Source organism: Polaromonas sp. P4_F4 (assembly GCF_056401355.1).
On sequence record NZ_JBFUJO010000025.1, the window covers coordinates 17,014 to 33,759 of the forward strand.

A 16,746-nucleotide genomic window follows, 5' to 3' on the forward strand; every position below is an offset into this window, starting at 1 on the left:
GGTCAAGCACAGCCGGAATGATGGTCAGCGACTTCCATCACCTCTATATTTAACATGTTTATGGCTAAAACGTGCACTGTAATTTTGTTAAGTTAATAGAACATATTCAGGATTTGTTAAATTAAATGAACACGCTAAAAAGCATTGCAGAGAGCCTTCGCCACGGTTGCAAGGATACGAGCGATGTGGAATTGGCATCTAAAACCGGACTGACCCGCCAGAGCGTGAGTCGTGCCCTGAGTGGCAAGCACAATTTCAACGTGACCTCACTGCTGGCCATCGCTGAGGCCACCGGGCAGGAAGTGCTGCTGGTGCCGCGTGAGGTGGCCCGCGCCCTGTCGGGTGCTGGCCAGCCACCTTCCAAAAGCGTTTCCACGATGATTGACGAGCTCAAGGACTTGTGATTCTCAACGTCGAAGTCCGGCGGCCTCACCCCAAAGCAGCATTTGGCCAGACGCATACATTCAAGATGGGAATCGCAACGCCTCGAGATTTTTTAGTCCGGCGCGGGTGACTGTTTCCTCTGGCCCTAACGTATTGAGCCAGTGGTGAATCACCGTATTGCGAATAATGGCAGGTCCCTTGGCCAGATGAGGCATGTTTATATCAAGTGTGCCGGAGCCAACAATGGTTTCCTGGCGAAGCTTTTTAAGAGCCTTGCTGACGCAGTAATACAAGGCGGGAGCTCCCATGGGCGGAAGTTCCGACGCTTTGGCTCGACCACGTCGAGCCACAAACAAGGGGCCCTGACTGTCCATTTCTTTGATGAACTCGTCTCCTTGGACCATTGCTCCCTTGTGTGCAGCATGCTCCGCCAATAGGAGATGGCGCAGGTGTAGCCATTCAACCAGCGCCGGCGTGGCGGTAGGGGAGATTATTAAGGTCCGCTCCACGCCGTCGGATGACGCCATGACTTTGATCGCCAATGAGGCTGGATATTCATGTGCTATCGAAAATTGCTGTTCCGCACGGACGACATGGAGTCCCCGCAATGCCAGCAACTCCGAGGCGGTGATGCCGGTGTCTGCAAGTACCGCCAAAATTGCCTGATCGCGGGGGTGCCACCAGTCGGCCGCAGTTTTTGCCGGAATGAGCGCTTCGATAATCCGTGGGTCACGGAGCTTCGCAAAAACATGAGGATCCAGCACCTGCGACCGTCGATCCCCGTTGGAAATGAAGGGGCGCGCTTCTTCCGCTATGTCCAACACCGGGTTGTATCGGATCGTACCGTCTCTAGCGGCCGCGGCGTAGACCCCCCGCAAAAGTCGCCAGTAGCGCTGGCGGGTGTAGCTGGACATACGTTCTGCATTGATCGCCCTGCGCCGCGATACGCCCTGGCCCGGTGCGGCGCCTTGAAGGAATTCCTCGATCAGTGGGCCATCGACGGCGTACCATTTCAAAGCGCGCAGCCGCAACCAGTCACACCACGCATTCCACAGTGTTCGGTACTTGTAAGCGGACTCTCGCGACAAACGTTCACCTGCGATCAGCCTTTCTGACCAGCTGTCATACGGGTTGGGGCGCTCGCTCATGCCGTGTGCTGGACTTGTCGCGAAGAGATCTGGATTATTCGGTTGTGGCATGGGCGTCGTCGCAATCAGGGGGTGGGTTTCGGTGAAGTAGCTCGCTTTGCTTTCCATCACGAGCCGGGATGGCCCTCAGTAACTCATCCAGCTCCCGGAACGCATGTTGGCGCAACCAGCGCACATCTGCGGAGAACTGCTCCTCAAGTGTTCCGCGGGTCAAGTTTGGATTCGCGGTCAAAGCCGTGCGAATAGCGGTGAGACATTGCGCTTGTTTCTCGGATCGCAACCGCCGTCTCCAGTGAAAGCGCAGTTCCCGGTCAAGTTCCAACCATCGAACAACATCGCTGCGGCGGCACTGCAACTTCAGCATCGCATCTGCGTAGCTGCTGCATTCTGAAAACGCCTCCCAGACGTGCTCGGGCGCACGGGATGGCATTTCCACATCCATTCCAAACAGCGTAAGCTGTCCGCCAAAATCGTGCCCATGGCCCCTGCAGGCGTCGGTGAAGCTTGCCACCGCGACTTCCGGAGACTCCCAGTTCAATGYGCTCCAAAGCACGACCCACCGGACAGCATTTCCGAGGTGTCGACGCCACAGCATGCTTGATATCCACTTCCCGTCCCTGAAATTCTCAAGGCCATTGCCAGTCGCTTCGCACCACGCCGCGGTGGGCGTTTGGGTAAACCAGCGTTCGATCCGTTCGTGACTGACACCATTCGTAGACAAGATAACGCCGGCTTCACGCAGGCGCCGCAGGGCAGATTTGCGCAAGAATGCGATATCGATAGCGTCGATCCTGGTCAACGCACCGCCGACACGTTCAAGGACCCGTGCCGACCTTGAGGGTGGGGAGTCAGTTTTGGCAAGCTGGAGAACTGCTTTTGACGGAAGAAGCCAAACTTTTTGGTGGCCCGGGATTTGGTGAAGAGCGCTGTGATGCAGCGGACAGACCGTGGTGGTTGGGAATTGATGCTGGACATGCCAGTACGCGCGGCCGATTCGGCCTTGGTCAGCCACGACGCACGCTGGGCACCATTTGAGAGGATGCTCGATCGGCTGTGTTCGCGAAGACGAGCACAAGGTCCGGCGCCAATGATTGGTAGCGCCTGCCCTGAGTGCACTAACCACGGATTGCCTAGCCACCGCACTTGTGAATGGCCAGTAGAAATTGGCAATGGTGTGCCTGCGTAGCAGGTCGATGCCCTCCGTCGGTAATCTCCCCCTAAGAAGCGGGAGCCGAGTCAGAGATGCCGGCAAATCATGCTGCCTTGCGGCATGTGGTGATCCCAGGAGCTGAACTCCGGTCTGTGCTGCACTCAAGCCAGTGTCCACCGCATGCACGGTCGCGCACCAGCTGTAGAGCGTTTCATCGTCGACGAGAAGGGGGAGTACCGGAAGATTACTGTGGGGGGCCATCTTTTTCGCCCTTTCCTTTCCGCGAGGACCGCTTTCCTGGCAGGCCTTCGATGGGCGGTTTTATTTTCTCCATCGATGCCAGCAATTCATCGCCGATGCCAAGCATGCGTGCATCCTCAGGGTCCAATGAGTTCAGGAGCTCCATCCGTTTCAGATCACGATTCAGCTCCCTGGTTTGGGCTGCCTTGTGCTTGGTCAGCAGACGGGTAACGTATGCCATCGCAACTTCTGAAACGACTTGAGGCTTCTCGTGCTTCGGCTCGCCAGCGAGGACCTCCTTATGCAAGGGCGGTATGTCTTCATAGTCCATGGCGTTCCTGGCCTGGGTTTCAGCGATTGACAACGCGATGCGCTTGGCTTCGACATAGCGCGGCGATGCAACGGCCGCCGAAAAGTCTTTCTCGGATACCGCGGCCGAATTTCCCCCGCGCCGCAACGCCTGGCGCATGACTTCCTTGTGCAACGCCATGTAGAGGCCTGGCAGCCCACCACTGTGCCGGAGTTCCAGTTCCGAGCGCACGATCTCGTCGATTTCCCACTGCTCAACGAGGTTGGCCTTGCGCGCGTTGATTGAAAAGTCACGTGTCCACCAGCGATCAGACCCAGTAGCGGGGGAAAGCTCATGAATGCCCCCCGTTGAAAAGCGTCGCATCACTTGGCTGAGCGAGCGCAGATGGTCAAATGCCAAGGGATTTCCCGCCAAGACGACCGAGACACCGAGATTCATGAGCGTCAGGTAAAACAGGACGAACTCCAAGGCCCAGGGACTGTCGGCGAAGCTGCGTTGCTGCTTCTCATCGATGACCAGCATGGCGACACGGTGCAGGACCAGAAGTTTGCACGCCACGACCAGGAGCGTGTCCAGGTTGGTCGTGCGCTTGTGCTGCTCGAAATAGTCGGTCCCCACGGAAGCATCGAGTTGGAGAAGGATGCGCTTCAACAGGGCGCCTCGGGTGCCATTGGACGGATGATCAACATAGAGGTAAACGCATTGCTTCAGCCTGAACCACCCGCAGGCCTTGGAGCTGCCGAAATCCAGGACCTGCTCGGGGGCAATGAGTGCCAGGATGCGTTTGAGCAGGGCCGACTTGCCTGTTCCTGTCATGCCCGATAGCAGCATGCCTGCTCCGTCCATTCCCGCCAGGCTTCTGATTGTTTTTTTGCTGTCAGCGAGCCCGATTCGATTAGTGCGTATCTGCTCCTCTGCCATCAAAGGATTTCGCATCGTGAGGGCGCGCCGTAGCAAGATCTGAACACCGCTGGCTGGTTCAAGCACGCAACTTGTCGCGACAAATTGGTTGTCGACCGTCTCAACGAGGAACTCCCGCTGTGCCGGTAGCAGGTCCCAGACGGGCAGATCGGCAAATGCCGAGCGCTGCAGCGTCTTGGGTAGATCTGAGAAGGTAATGGGCGGCGGCAGGGCCTCCAAGAATGGATTGGGGCCCAGCAGGAGTTCCGGGCGGAGTTGCGCTGCGCTGCTCACTGAGTCATCTCCCGTGCGTGCAACTCTTCCATCAGGAGGTCAGCGGCAGAGGGCGTGTCGCCAACTTCATCGTTTTGAGGTGTTAGGGAGATCTGGTCGCAAGCAGGCTTGGAATCCTGTTCCTGCTCCCTTTGTTGCTCACGCAGGTACTTCATTTCCTCGTCACGATTTTGGCGGAGGTTCGATTTCAGGCTGGCGATACTGACGCGTTTTCCGTGGCGTTTTTCCTCCGTTTTCAGTTCGGCCTTGGCCATATCAGTAACGGCGGCGCGGCGAAAAATGGAGTCGGTGAGTCCTTGCTCAACTTCACCCCTGCGGGCGTCTTTTTCGAGGATTTTTTCTTCCACGAAGTCCACGTATTGATTCAGCGTGAGCCGGCTGTGAATGGTCTGGTCCCTGGCTGAACTGAAAACCTGAATCAGTCCCGACTTGGTGGGTAGCCATGCCTGTGAAAGATCCGTCGCGTCCATCTTCAAGCGGGTGTGCTGCGGTGAGCCGGTCCGCTTCACCTGTGACATCAGGCCTAATTTCACCAAGGCTTCGCTGGTGAACCTCAGCCTGGGCAGCAGTGCCTTGCGTCCGTGAATCTTTACTTCCAAATAGATGCCATTCTTGCGAATGACGGCATCGACGTCGGGCAGGGTAAAGGCGCGCAGTGCCTCGTAGTCATAGGGCAGTGAAACGTTCATGCCCCGATCTGTCAGCCAGCGATAGATGTTCATGCGGGTTGGACTGATCGGGGGATCCGCCAGCAGCATGTCGTCCGGAGCGAGGTCCGGAACTTCCTGCTTGGAGTTATGCCAAACAATGTGTTCGATCAACTCGCGCATGTATTCGTAGTAGTTCCAGAGCCCCTGCGTCACCGGCAGCACATCACCGCGACCCGGGCGTTTTCCGCGGGTGGTTCCCGGGAGCTTTCGGTCTAGATGGGCATGGTCTGCGTGATGCTGCGACTCGACGCCGCCCTTTCTGTCGCCGCGCTCTGTGGATGGTATGTCAATGCCGTACCCGAATTGTGTCTCGGCTTCTGTGGGCTCCGCCCCTTTCAACTCGCCATTGTCGGCAAGATGATTCCTGCACAACATACCTGGAATGACGTCCTCTTCCAGTTCAATCCCGAAACGTTTTGCCCACGCGACCTTGGAGGGCATCGCGCCATGCAAAATTGCCAGCATGGCGGTCTTTGGCGATGGGGGATCCCAGCTGCAATGCCAGCCGTAGATCAGGCCCACCCTTACCTCCTTGAGTATGAGCCGGGTCATGGGAGGCAGTTTTTTGAGTCTGGACCGATGCGACGTCAAATACACATCCGACGAGGTGCCGTCAAATCCAGCGAGCTGGCCGACGGCAACGACCAGGTCTTGCTCAGACCCACCACGAGCGTCTGAACGTTGGCGCGCTTTTGTGGGGCCCAAAAGCATGTCCGTGACGGTGATGCTGTTCAGCGATTTTCCCCATCGAACGAACTGTGAGAATGTTGGGCGCTCGGTGGGCGGGAACAGAACCGCTCGCACCTGGCCAAGGTTGTCAACCTGGTGCTCCGCCCAATGGACAGCGCACGTAGTCAAGTAGGCATCATTCATGGGGACGTCGTGCTTGATCAGGAGATAGCCCCGACCTAACTTCTGCTTGTCATCGTCTGTGAGACAGTATCCACGCGTGGTGGATAGCTTGTTTATGTAGAGTCGAGTCGACCTGCCCAGCTTGGTTGTTTGTGGTTTGGGTTGGCCAGGGTTGCCGCACCTGTCAAAGTCGCTAAGTAACGCATTCTTTTGGCACCCACCGACCCAATAGCGGTGAAGCCAGTTATAGATGGTCGCTCGACAATGGTTGTGAGTTTCCGACTGAATTGCAAGTTGTTGAGCTAAGGACTCGTCTGAAAGAATATCCAGATGAAATCGAAGCTTAGTGGTACCGGGTATACAAAGCAGCGGCTCGATAACGCTGTACCGATAATCCCTGCGTTGATGGTCGGCCAATAGTGCTTCTCGTCGTCTGTCGTCCTCGCATTCCTTCAAGAGGTCGGCATCGGAAACCTGGAGATTCGGGGCAGGAATAAGCTTCAATCTATATAAGAGGTTGTCTTGAATGTGCTCTTCGAACCTGGCGAGGCTGCGTTGGTAGGGGCCTGCCAAATAGCCGCGTTTTGCGAAGGCCCTTTCGCTCTTCGGAAAGTCAATAAGCCATAAGAGATCCGTTTGAATTTTGTACCCGAGTACCCTGGTGGGGCCCGAGAGGATGGCGACGCCGGGGCAGTTATCCAGGACATCCATTGGCTTAAGGCATGGTGTCATGGTTACGCCTCGAACCATTGTGATTGCAGCTGCTGTTTGAACGCTCGTCCGCCAGGCGTGAGCGGCTGCCAAGGCCTGAAGGGGAGCGTCAGGTCATGATCAACGTCCTGGCGCCAGATGGCCAGGTGCATGGCAGCCTGCAACATGCTGGGGTGATACCCAAATCGAGCCTTCAGGGAGGCTGTTAACTCACTGGGCGCAGTGGAGTAGCCTTTTGCTTGCAGGAGCTCCGAGACATGTTGATAGATTTTCGACCCCAGCAAAGCTGTTTGCTGGGGGTTCGTCAATGGAGGTGCAAGCAGATCGAGATTGACGATCAATTCGGGTGGTATCTTCTCGGCATGAATGAGGAGGCGCGGTATGTCCGCACGGACGCAGTAGCGCCTGGCTAACTCGAGGCGTTCCTTGGGCCGTGAAAGTGGGTCTGGCGCGGTGGCGATGGGTTCGGGCTTGTTTTCAATGGCCATCAGCCGGTACGAGCCCATCGAATTCTTGTAGGTCACCAGGCTATCCAGGGTGGCGAGGTACGGGATGGCAGTGCCTGGGTAATACCCATGCGGAATTTCCGCTGCTTCGGCGATGCTTAGCAGCCCCGGCAGCTCTATGGAGTGTTCAAAGCCGGGAAGTCCAAAGCCCGGGTGTCGGTGTGGCCATGGCCAAACGGGAAATGCATCACGAATATCGGCGACGCCTAGCCATCGGATGATCAGCATCGTCCCGCGTTCTGTACGGGCGCGGTAATGATGCGCTCGGCCGAGGGCGGCGTGGGGGAGATGCCCGATATTGCTATTGGGCGAGTAGTCCCGCTTTGTCACTCTTAGCCACGGCTTGTAGCGCTGGAAATGTCCTTGGCCGTAGCCCGCCTTGATCAGCGCGGCCAGTTTTTCCCAGGTCATTTTCCCGGTTTGTGCGGGCTCTCGCCCGCGTGCCCGGGCGAACTCGCCCGGTGCAAAATCAAATGCTGTCCAGTCCATAAATGCCTCGTCAGAAGTTATGTCCACAAAAGTGCACAAAACGAGGCTTGACCTCCCGAATCGCCGGGATGTACATTGAACGCTGTTGAAGCGGCACCTAGTTTTGCGGTGTCTGGAGGGGCCGGGCGATGTGGTAGTTGCCCGGCCTTATCCATGTGGGCGAGATGCCCTGGCAGAGAACCTGTATCAGGTATTGGAGTGGGCCGTGGGGCGCTATTTCATGCCAAGTGCCCTCGCTATTTGGTAGCTTTGCCCTCTTAGGCACTTTCGCTCGCCCCTCAAAACTGTATAGACAAGCCGGGGACTGAATCCTTGGGACCGAGCCCATTCGGCCACGGTGACGCCCTGCTTCCGAAACGCAGACGAAGTCAAGACGGGGCGCGGGTCTTGGCTCTCACCAGTACCGTCAATGCGTTGTTGGATGGAAAATGGGGTCACGGCCGAACTGCGTTAAAACAGGGTCGGAATTTGCCATTTGCGCACGGGTTTAGCAATGGCGCATTTGTTCTCAAACTCGCCCCATGACAAATCCCAAAGCTTCTCCAATCGACCACATTCGGGCGCAACTCTGGATGGCATCGCTTAAGCAGGTGACTGGTCTTAATAGCACCGAAAAGGTTGCCAAATCCCTAATGTCGAGACTGGGTTTGGATAAGCACGACTACACGAGCATGAAGAGGTACGCCGGCGGCAAACAACGTGCCGGCGGAGCACTCGGTCCAAACACAAGTGGGAAGTGGGTAGAGCTGGCTGCTAAGGTTTGGCCCGATACAAGGGCGTGGTTCATGACCCCCTTGTGGTTCCTGCTGAGAGAAGAGAAGGTCTCTTTCGATGATCTCTTGATATGTGTGAATAATCTTCCACCGCTTTTCCGAGAGGATTTGTTGCTTCCCTCGGGCCCCAATAGTCCGGCGGCTCTATGCGTAAACCCGATATCGAAAGATTTTCTGTACTCGTTCACAGATCCGGTAAATCCCTGGTCTTTAGGCGCGCTTGCCTGTGCGATGCGGCGCGCTGAGCTCGCCGGCGAACCCGGAACCATGCGCTGGGCTGGTGTCGGGATCGTGTGGGCAATTGGCTACTTGCTGGAGAGCACCCATCCAGTGATGCATCCGCCGCTGAGGGAACTTCGCGAACTCGTTAGCAAGTACTTTTCCGAAATCATTTATCCGGGACAGTACTTAATGCGTGCGCCTATCACCGACGGGGACATTGACCGATTTGCCAGTGAGCGGCAGAAGTTTGTGGACTATTTCCTGGAATGCGATTTTGGGGAGTTGGAGCCAGGCCAACCTCCTCCATGGATCCACAAGGAAAGCTAGGTGCTCCGTACGTTGTTGATCATGCGGAATGCGCTTACTTAAGTCATAGGGATTCAATCGACTTAATCGCAAGGGTGCACCCCAGCGGAAAGTCATTCTGCAAGTTGTCGAGACACGCCTGTGGGCCACGGTCGTGCTTGGTTAGTGTTCCAAAGATGTCGTCTCTGACAGGCTGACAAACTGCTCCATGATGTCCTGCTGGTGTTGTTCCAGGTACTTCGCCACGCGTATGTTGCCTAGCAGCTTGGTGACATACCCTTTTGCCAAGACCAGATTCAAGACATCTTCCCCATAGGTCTGCTCAACCAGTTTGTACTGCCCTTGCAGATTGGACATCTCCCTTTGCATGCGGGCCATCTGCTCCTGACTAACGCCGGCAGGTTTTTTCTGCTTTTTGTTGTCGGTCAACATATCGGGCGTTGTGGCGGTCAGCAATGCCCGGGCATAAGCCACGGTCAGATTGTTGGCGGAAATCATCAGCTCGACACATTCAATCTGTCGAGTCGGTTTCATGCGGCGGACGACCTGCGAAATCTCCACCGAGAATTGACGGTCCTTCAGTAGTTCAGCCGCTTCGGCGCAAATTCCATTGAGCAGGCCCATTTTCTTGATGATGTGAGATGTATCTACGCATAGAGCGCTGGCCAACCGCTCAGGAGAAACGCCACGATCAATGGCGCGCCTAATCATCAGGTGCTCCTGAACGGTCGATAGCCGGTTGATTCGATTGTTGTAGGTATACGATTCGTCATCTGTGGCAACCAGGCACGGCGCCTCAACGTACCCGAGCTCCCGCAGCGCCGCAAGGCGAATATGCCCGTCCAGAAGCAGGTGCTGCCCAGATTTTCGATCCACCGAGCCCACGGCAAGGGGTTCGATCAGGTCGATTTCCTTGATTGACGCAAGTATCTGTTTGAACTTATGAGAGGTGGCAAGGCTCAGCGCGATCTTTCGTGATGGCAGGATATTCTCGATGGGGACCGAGAGAGGCTTCGGCAGGAATCCCAAGACCACGGTCACGCTACGCTCCCGGTCGTTGCAATGCGTTCGGCGAGATACTGTGGCAAGGAGTCAAGCCCTTCGGCGCGGAGCAGGTTGACGAAGTTCTCATCGAGAAATAATTTACGAAGCGCGCTCACAACAAACAGCAGGCTTTGCTGGGAAAACGACGCTTTCTTGACCATCATTTTCTGTCGCTGGACTTCTTTCTGATACGCGCGCACCAAACTGGATGTCGTTACGTCGGTATGTTTGCGGGGAGAGCCGCGGGCCACGGATCGTCCCAGCAGTTTCCGCCGCTCAATCAGTCGTCGCGCATCAAGCAGTTGTTTTCCACGTAGACTTCCTGTTTCGTACGCTTCCTGAAGTGCGGCCTGCACTGCCTTGTCGTCGTCACCCGCACCAACAATGGACAGGGCTGCGTTCAGAGGAATGCTGCCTTGTTCGACCGCCACCAACAAGCGCTCTTCTCCCTTCTCAAGCAAAAACAAAATGGCTTGAACATATTGAAGGGTCAGGCCAGTCTTGTCTGCAATGACCTTGGCGCTATAGCCTTTTACGCGCAACTCGGAAATCCCCGCCAGCAACTCCAAGGAACGGTATTGGCGTCTGGCAATGTTTTCCGCGAGACTCATGATAAAAGCGTCTTCGTCGCTGGCAGAAACTACCAATGCGGGTATGCGGGCTTCGCCGAGAATTCGAAAAGCCTTAAGCCGCCCCTCTCCGCAGATCAGTAAGTAGCGCTCGGCACCATCAGCGCTGGGTCTTGGCGTGACGGTAACGGGTTTTTTTAGGCCAATCGCCTTGATATTGCCGACGATGTCATCAAAGACATCTTGGTTGCGCTCTCGCGGGTTGAGCACCTCTATGCGATCAATGGGGATCATTCGGATGTCATGCAATCTAGCATTCATGCGGCCCTCCGTAGTCGAAGTTGTGCAGCCATTCCGTAAAGATAGTCGAGTGTGTTGAATCGGTAGCTTTCCAACTCGGCTGCGTTTTGATCCGCGAGGTTGATGCGCGGCTGCAAAAAATCAAGCCGTGGCAAGAGGTAGTAATCCAGCGGAGCCTCGTTGCCAGGCGCAAGTCGAATGGCTACCGTGATATCCGGCAGCAAGCTTGTGTCAAAGCGCACCTTCCAGAGGTTGCGACCGCTGACCTGGCTTTGGCAGCGGGCAAGGACCAAGGAGAGGCTGAACTCCTGGTTGACTCGCAGCAAGTCTGTAGCCGGGTCGCGCGCTATGGTGCCGCCCAACGCGGCGACCTTGGCTTCCGTTTGGGCCACGACCTTGGGATGCAGTTGCCGCAAAAACCTGTTGATTTCCAAATACCGATAGTCTCGGCCCGGGGCAAAACCCACCATTTGGTAGGCACGGATGAGGCTGCCGAAACGGTATGCATAGACTGACGAGGAAGGCATTCCTTCAGATTCGTCGATCACAATGCCAGAAAGAAAACCGCGGTGCTGATACAGGCCGCGAAGCCTGTCGATCAGTTCCTCGTCGCTATAGCGACGGGAGCGTGCCCGGAGAATGCCTTGGGCTGTATAGAACAGGTCGCGAGCCACTATGGGCTCGAACGCATTTTCCTTGCGGATCCACATGTCCGGGGTGTTGACCACCCGCAGCTTTTTCAGCTTGAAGGAGATGCGGTTGTAGACATTGCTGCCGATGTATTTTTCATTGATCAGGACCTGGCGAACCGTCGCACGGGTCCATTCCCGTCCGAGCTCGGTCTTGATTGCTTGCTCATTGAGCCGATCGGCAATCTCGGATTCGATCAAGCCGCCGTCAATAAACCACTGATAGATTTGATTGACGACGCGAACTTCAGCCTGGGGACCAGGCATCAAGATCACACGATCAGTTTGCAGGCTTTTGTGCTCACTGCGTGCCAGCTCGCCCTTAATGGAACCAACCTGGTCGACCAGCACGCGCCTCAAGCCATATCCTGCCGGTCCCCCTTGACGAAATCCAAGTTCTATCAGCCGGCATTGTCCAGCGAATACCTTGGCCGATAGCTCTCGGCTGTATTCACCGGCCATGGCGCGCTTGACGCCCTTGACTATCGTGGAAACTGGTGAACCGTCGTTTTCAAACTGCTCGGCGCAGTAGGCGACCTGGATGCCCGCGCGCCGGCAAATATATTCGTAGTAGGCGCTTTCGTCGGCGTCTTGGAATCGTCCCCATCGGCTGACGTCGTAAACAAGAATCACCTTGAATTCGGCGGTTCCAGTTTCGACATCCTGGATCAACTGCTGCAACGCCCGCCGCCCATCGATCTTGAGCCCACTCTTGCCTTCGTCCGCGTAGGTTTTGACGATCTCCAAGCCTCGTTGGGTGGCGTATTCGCGGATTTTGTCGATTTGATTTTGAGTCGAGTATTGTTGATGCTCCGTGGACATTCGCACGTACTCTGCAGCGCGCAGTTGGCCTGCGCTGCTTTCCCGATCCGGGCTGTGGTGATCTTGGTGCATGTTGCCATCCCAACCAGAACTTTCCGACGCCTCGTGCTTCTGCGAATATCCCGATAGCCGTACCAGCCGAGCAGTATTCGGCATTGATCGCGCCCATTGAGGCGAGGGTCGGGCCTCTAAAGGTGTTTTCGAGAAAATTAACAGTTCTACGCTTTGACGGCTATCAAGTCCTCTCTTTGCAATATCAAAAACTTATTGCTTTGCGACTGATAACACAGTGATCTGCACAGTCCAGACGTTCTTCTTTGCAATACCGGTGCCCCTGATAGGTTCCAGGTGGTATATCCCCGTTGGCAGAAGGATTGGTATGGTGAACTCGTCCATCTTTGCAATAGCAGGCGGTGGCTTCTTCTCATTGCGCTCACTTTGAAGCTGTCGATTGCGGTCTACGTAGTCCGGGTGTGCTGCTCGATAGGCGCGCCAATAGTCTGGGTGTCGTTTACTCCATGCGCGCTGGGCTTGCTCTTGGTTGTCAAGGTAATCGGGATCGCTGCGCCTCCTTGCCTGTTGCCAAAGGCGCCGCCTCTCACGTTGGCAATCAGGATCTGAGCAGTAGCTTTGACGAGGAACCTTGGGACTGGGACGGAATGCTTGCCCGCAGGCGGTACACCATCTGTTTTCCATAGCGCTTCTCCGAATCAGAAGACTTGCTTTTGCTACTTGGTGCGAAGGCCGGACCGACGCCAAGAGGCGGGCGCCGGTTTTCCGCACACGGCCCTGAGCGTTTCTAGAACTGAGTGCTCTGAAAAATACACCGCTGCACCCCTAGCATCCCTTGCCTCCGGTGACTGCTCCTCCGATTCAGATATTTCCCCAGCAAATGGCTACATCATGCACGCGCCGATTGACCTGGCGACCGGGGCGATCAAATGCTGGCGGTCCAAGCGAGACACCGTTTTTGTCGCCATCATCGCGGCGGGAGTGGAGGAATTCGAGGACGGTGTGTCCGAGCCAGCTGAAGGGGAGACCTACGTGCAAGGCATTGACGAGAACAACATGCCGGTAGGGCTTCAGGAGGCGCTGGTCAATACGGCGCCGAAAAAACCAGCCGCCCTACTAAAGGTCCATGCAGGAGACTACATGGGCCAATCAATGCGAGTTCTATGGCGCCCTACAGGGGGCGTTCTACCAGCACAACCCGATGGTCCGTTTTCGGTGAGCCATCTGATTTTGTCTGCTGAGGCTGGCGCTGTCGGGTAATTGCAATCCACAGTCGCTTTGCCTTGCCGGCGTCAATGTGTCTGCAAAAACGGGTCAAGTTCACATCGGCAGTGGCACCGCCAGTTAATCAACCGAGCATCGACGCCGCCATCTTACGATCTAACGACGGAGCGGTCGTGCATACAACTGCGCTTGAGTGGGCAGTCGGGGCACATTGGTTGCTGCGGTTTACAGTATCTGGCCGATATATCGAGTATTGCCCAATTCAACTCAATGGCAGATCCCTTCGCGAGCACCCTGTACGCGACGGCATGCAACGCCTTGTCGTAACGGATAACTTCAATTACTTCCGGTTGACTTTTAGAAGCAGGTCCTGAGCGAGCCCTTCTGGTCGTTGTCGGGAGCATCCGACCGCGACTGCTTTGCCACTTAGCGGACCACAAAACTAGTCTTCTGTGACTGGTATTCGCATGGACACATGACGAGAACCAGACTCCGTCGCATCTGCCCGCCATCACCGCCTCTTGGAACTGCCACTGATGCCGCTCCATGAATGCGACGTTCAAGCCATGCAGATAGCCGCGCCGGCGGAAAAGCTGTTTTCGACTTATGAAACCGAAAAGCGAGCTCCCGCTGGCTAATCCTGCTCATGATCATCGGACGTTCTTCATCACATGTTGGGGCATGGAACTCCCGGTTGACGAGCATCGAAATCGTCCCTAATATCTCATTCGGTGGCAGAGAAATTGCCACGGGTCTGTAGCGCAATGCTCAGATCTGCCGTACAGCATACGCTGCCGGCCGCGTTCGGCGAGTGATTTGTTTGAACGCCCAGTCCCCTCTTTGAGGGGTTGATTGTTCAACTTCACTTATCTATGACTCAAAAAATAGCCAAGGCACGCTTGCGTGCATTTAACCGCCAAGGCGGTCTGTGCCACTACTGTGGAAAACCGATGATTCTTGCCCGTGACGGCGCTAGCATATGCGGCACGGCTGTGCCCCGAGATTTCCTGCGTCGCATGGCGTGCACTGCAGAGCACCTCATTGCAAAGAAGGATGGAGGGACCAATGCACTTACCAACATTGTTGCGGCTTGTCGCTTCTGCAACAGCACTCGGCACGCCCGAAAGACCCCGTTGCCACCCGAGCGATACAAACAGCTAGTCCGTAGGAGGCTGGAGGGTGGGCATTGGCATCCTCAACAGATACAGCGTCACTTTCGCTAATCCAGTCTGGCTGAAACATGGCGCCTAACGATTCACCCGGCATTAGTGGAGCCAGTTAAGCGGGAAGCCTGGGGGAGGTGAGGAAAATTGCCTTGTCTAACTTGAACTTGCTTTCCAAACAGGGATATCGGTCCGATGGCATTCGAGTCGAAGCGGGACCCAGTTGGACTTCGCCACTTCGAGAGTCAATGTCGTCGTGAGTTAAGTATGCGCAATACCATCAACAAGTTCTGCGCATAGCTCATTCTGCTTTCACGACCACTAGGGTTCGACGGCGGAGCGGCCATGCATGCAACTGGCGCTTGAGTGGGCAGTCGCGACACATCGGTTGCCGTGGTTTACAGTATCTGGCTGATAAGTCGCATATTGAGATAGAGCGCAATAACCAAGGTAAGTTTTTTACAAACAAAGGGCGGTCGAAAATCGTGAGTGACTGGGCTCCCCACGCAGCTAGTTTGCAGCCGATCTCATATATTTACCACCTCAGCGAAAAGGAAAAGCCATGACTATTTCAGCGTCAAATGATCCGAATGTCTTTGAGAGAGACAAGATCTGCTACGAGCAGAACTTTGAACAATTCAGAGCAATGAACCAAATTATGTGGCAGGTTCCCTTGCTGGTCATGACGCTAACAGGGGGGCTTTGGTATGCAGCCGCCACTCTTGAAATTGCTAGCCTTTTAAAGGTGGCAATATCTCTGTTAAGCGTCGTGTGGGACGTGACGTTTATCTTTGTGCTGGTCCGTGTGCGCCATGTGATGGAAGCCTATCTATCCCAGCTAAGGAAGTTCCATCCTGCTGGATTTGTTGAGGCATCGGGTACTACTTGGTACAACAAAGGCTGGGCGGTTGTTTGGGCGCTCTCTATCGCGCTTGGCCTTGCTGCGCTATTCGGTCTTGCCGGTGCCATATCTTTCTGGTGTGAGTTGAACGCGTAGTGCCCACGAAAAGCTTCAAATGCCTCCGAGCGTGAAAACGGCAATATCGACATACGACCGTGATGCACGCGAATTCGCGAGGGCTTACGAGTCGGTCTCTTTCGAGCATGTTCACTCGGGCATTCTTGACCTGATACCAACTCATCGCCTTAGTGTCCTAGACGTGGGCGCAGGATCCGGGCGAGATGCCGCTGCACTCGCAAGTAAAGGGCATTTGGTTACTGCAGTCGAGCCATCACAGAAAATGCGCCTGGAGGCGGCCCGGCTTCACCCCAATATCGATATCGAATGGATTGACGATCAGCTCCCTGAGTTGTTCAGCTTCGAGGAGCGAGCGGCAGAATTTCACTTGGTCTTGGTAAGTGCGGTATGGATGCATCTCAATCCAAATCAGTATGTAATGGCCATGCAGCGGCTGTCGAGACTTATGGCGCCAAGTGGACTACTCATAATTTCGCTTCGACATGGCCCCGCTGATAAATCGCGAAAAATCTTACCAGTGTCCGAGCAAGAGGTAGTTCAGCAAGCTCTTCGATGCGGCTTGCAGTTATTCCGACGCAGTCCTGCGACTGACGCTTTGGGACGTCAGGAAATCACATGGACCACGCTAGTTTTCCGTAAGGACACTTAGCACGTCATCCCAAACGATCAAACTCCTAAGTTGACCAGAATGCTGCTGCAGATGCGTTCAGCCAGTTCCTTCGCTGTACTGACGTTCGAATGCCGCGCGAGCTCCCTTCAGCAATATCGACCCGCGCGCATCCCCTAATTAGAGGAGGCGGTGTTATCGATTGGAGGCTACAAGGAGGAAGGCATTTTCCGGCCGATTCAACCTCTAGGGAAGTAACGATTCAGATTCGCACCTTTGCAAGTGCCCGCGCTGGATGGTTCTTTTGCAAGCACCCTGAACGCGACGGCGTGCAATGCCTTG

General features: G+C 55.5%; 15 protein-coding genes and 1 pseudogene. 6 read left to right on the top strand and 10 right to left on the bottom strand.

The genetic code is table 11. The features are described 5' to 3' along the window. The first annotated feature begins 125 nt into the window (after window positions 1-125). Window positions 126-404 carry a helix-turn-helix domain-containing protein gene (locus tag AC1DUR_RS21180; protein ID WP_477722099.1) on the top strand — a complete coding sequence of 93 codons (279 nt, stop codon included), beginning with the start codon at window positions 126-128 and terminating at the stop codon, window positions 402-404. 60 nt (window positions 405-464) lie between these two features. Here AC1DUR_RS21180 and AC1DUR_RS21185 read toward each other — a convergent pair whose 3' ends face one another. From AC1DUR_RS21185 to AC1DUR_RS21215, 7 genes and pseudogenes are all read right to left on the bottom strand, one after another. Beyond that, window positions 465-1,532 (bottom strand): hypothetical protein, encoded by a 1,068-nt coding sequence (locus tag AC1DUR_RS21185; RefSeq protein WP_477722100.1) that lies wholly within the window; start codon window positions 1,530-1,532, stop codon window positions 465-467. A 34-nt stretch (window positions 1,533-1,566) separates the two neighbouring features. Then, complete coding sequence (locus tag AC1DUR_RS21190) at window positions 1,567-2,331, bottom strand: hypothetical protein (RefSeq protein ID WP_477722138.1); 765 nt, start codon at window positions 2,329-2,331, stop codon at window positions 1,567-1,569. Between the two features lie 132 nt (window positions 2,332-2,463). Next, a pseudogene (locus AC1DUR_RS21195) lies at window positions 2,464-2,943 on the bottom strand (TniQ family protein); the annotation flags it as partial. Then, window positions 2,927-4,426, bottom strand: a complete 1,500-nt coding sequence (locus tag AC1DUR_RS21200) for an AAA family ATPase (protein WP_477722101.1) — start codon at window positions 4,424-4,426, stop codon at window positions 2,927-2,929. The pseudogene AC1DUR_RS21195 and the gene AC1DUR_RS21200, both read right to left, overlap by 17 nt. Further along, a complete protein-coding gene (locus AC1DUR_RS21205) occupies window positions 4,423-6,009 on the bottom strand; it encodes a hypothetical protein (RefSeq protein WP_477722102.1) in 1,587 nt (528 codons plus the stop codon). The genes AC1DUR_RS21200 and AC1DUR_RS21205 overlap by 4 nt, the downstream gene beginning before the upstream one ends. A gap of 713 nt (window positions 6,010-6,722) precedes the next feature. After that, window positions 6,723-7,694: a PDDEXK family nuclease gene (locus tag AC1DUR_RS21210; protein ID WP_477722103.1), complete on the bottom strand. Its 972-nt coding sequence runs from the start codon at window positions 7,692-7,694 to the stop codon at window positions 6,723-6,725. A 213-nt stretch (window positions 7,695-7,907) separates the two neighbouring features. Beyond that, window positions 7,908-8,132 carry a DNA-binding protein gene (locus tag AC1DUR_RS21215; protein WP_477722104.1) on the bottom strand — a complete coding sequence of 75 codons (225 nt, stop codon included), beginning with the start codon at window positions 8,130-8,132 and terminating at the stop codon, window positions 7,908-7,910. A gap of 83 nt (window positions 8,133-8,215) precedes the next feature. Here AC1DUR_RS21215 and AC1DUR_RS21220 point away from each other — a divergent pair, with 83 nt between their 5' ends. Then, a complete protein-coding gene (locus tag AC1DUR_RS21220) occupies window positions 8,216-9,016 on the top strand; it encodes a hypothetical protein (RefSeq protein ID WP_477722105.1) in 801 nt (266 codons plus the stop codon). A gap of 141 nt (window positions 9,017-9,157) precedes the next feature. Here AC1DUR_RS21220 and AC1DUR_RS21225 read toward each other — a convergent pair whose 3' ends face one another. From AC1DUR_RS21225 to AC1DUR_RS21235, 3 genes are read right to left on the bottom strand one after another with little or no spacing between them, the layout of a single operon-like run. Continuing rightward, window positions 9,158-10,030 carry a plasmid partitioning protein RepB C-terminal domain-containing protein gene (locus AC1DUR_RS21225; protein ID WP_477722137.1) on the bottom strand — a complete coding sequence of 291 codons (873 nt, stop codon included), beginning with the start codon at window positions 10,028-10,030 and terminating at the stop codon, window positions 9,158-9,160. Window positions 10,031-10,032: 2 nt separating this feature from the next. Beyond that, window positions 10,033-10,902, bottom strand: a complete 870-nt coding sequence (locus tag AC1DUR_RS21230) for a plasmid partitioning protein RepB C-terminal domain-containing protein (protein ID WP_477722106.1) — start codon at window positions 10,900-10,902, stop codon at window positions 10,033-10,035. Between the two features lie 23 nt (window positions 10,903-10,925). Next, window positions 10,926-12,491, bottom strand: a complete 1,566-nt coding sequence (locus AC1DUR_RS21235) for a recombinase family protein (protein WP_477722107.1) — start codon at window positions 12,489-12,491, stop codon at window positions 10,926-10,928. Between the two features lie 831 nt (window positions 12,492-13,322). On the opposite strand from AC1DUR_RS21235, the gene AC1DUR_RS21240 reads away from it, so the two are divergent. The 4 genes from AC1DUR_RS21240 to AC1DUR_RS21255 all read left to right on the top strand — a co-directional run bounded on the left by AC1DUR_RS21240 (window position 13,323) and on the right by AC1DUR_RS21255 (window position 16,446). Beyond that, on the top strand, window positions 13,323-13,691 hold the full coding sequence (locus AC1DUR_RS21240) for a hypothetical protein (protein WP_477722108.1): 369 nt from the start codon (window positions 13,323-13,325) through the stop codon (window positions 13,689-13,691). Between the two features lie 836 nt (window positions 13,692-14,527). Continuing rightward, window positions 14,528-14,878 carry an HNH endonuclease gene (locus AC1DUR_RS21245; RefSeq protein ID WP_477722109.1) on the top strand — a complete coding sequence of 117 codons (351 nt, stop codon included), beginning with the start codon at window positions 14,528-14,530 and terminating at the stop codon, window positions 14,876-14,878. Window positions 14,879-15,380: 502 nt separating this feature from the next. Next, window positions 15,381-15,815, top strand: a complete 435-nt coding sequence (locus AC1DUR_RS21250) for a hypothetical protein (protein WP_477722110.1) — start codon at window positions 15,381-15,383, stop codon at window positions 15,813-15,815. A 19-nt stretch (window positions 15,816-15,834) separates the two neighbouring features. Next, window positions 15,835-16,446 carry a class I SAM-dependent methyltransferase gene (locus AC1DUR_RS21255; RefSeq protein ID WP_477722111.1) on the top strand — a complete coding sequence of 204 codons (612 nt, stop codon included), beginning with the start codon at window positions 15,835-15,837 and terminating at the stop codon, window positions 16,444-16,446. Window positions 16,447-16,746 lie beyond the last annotated feature (300 nt).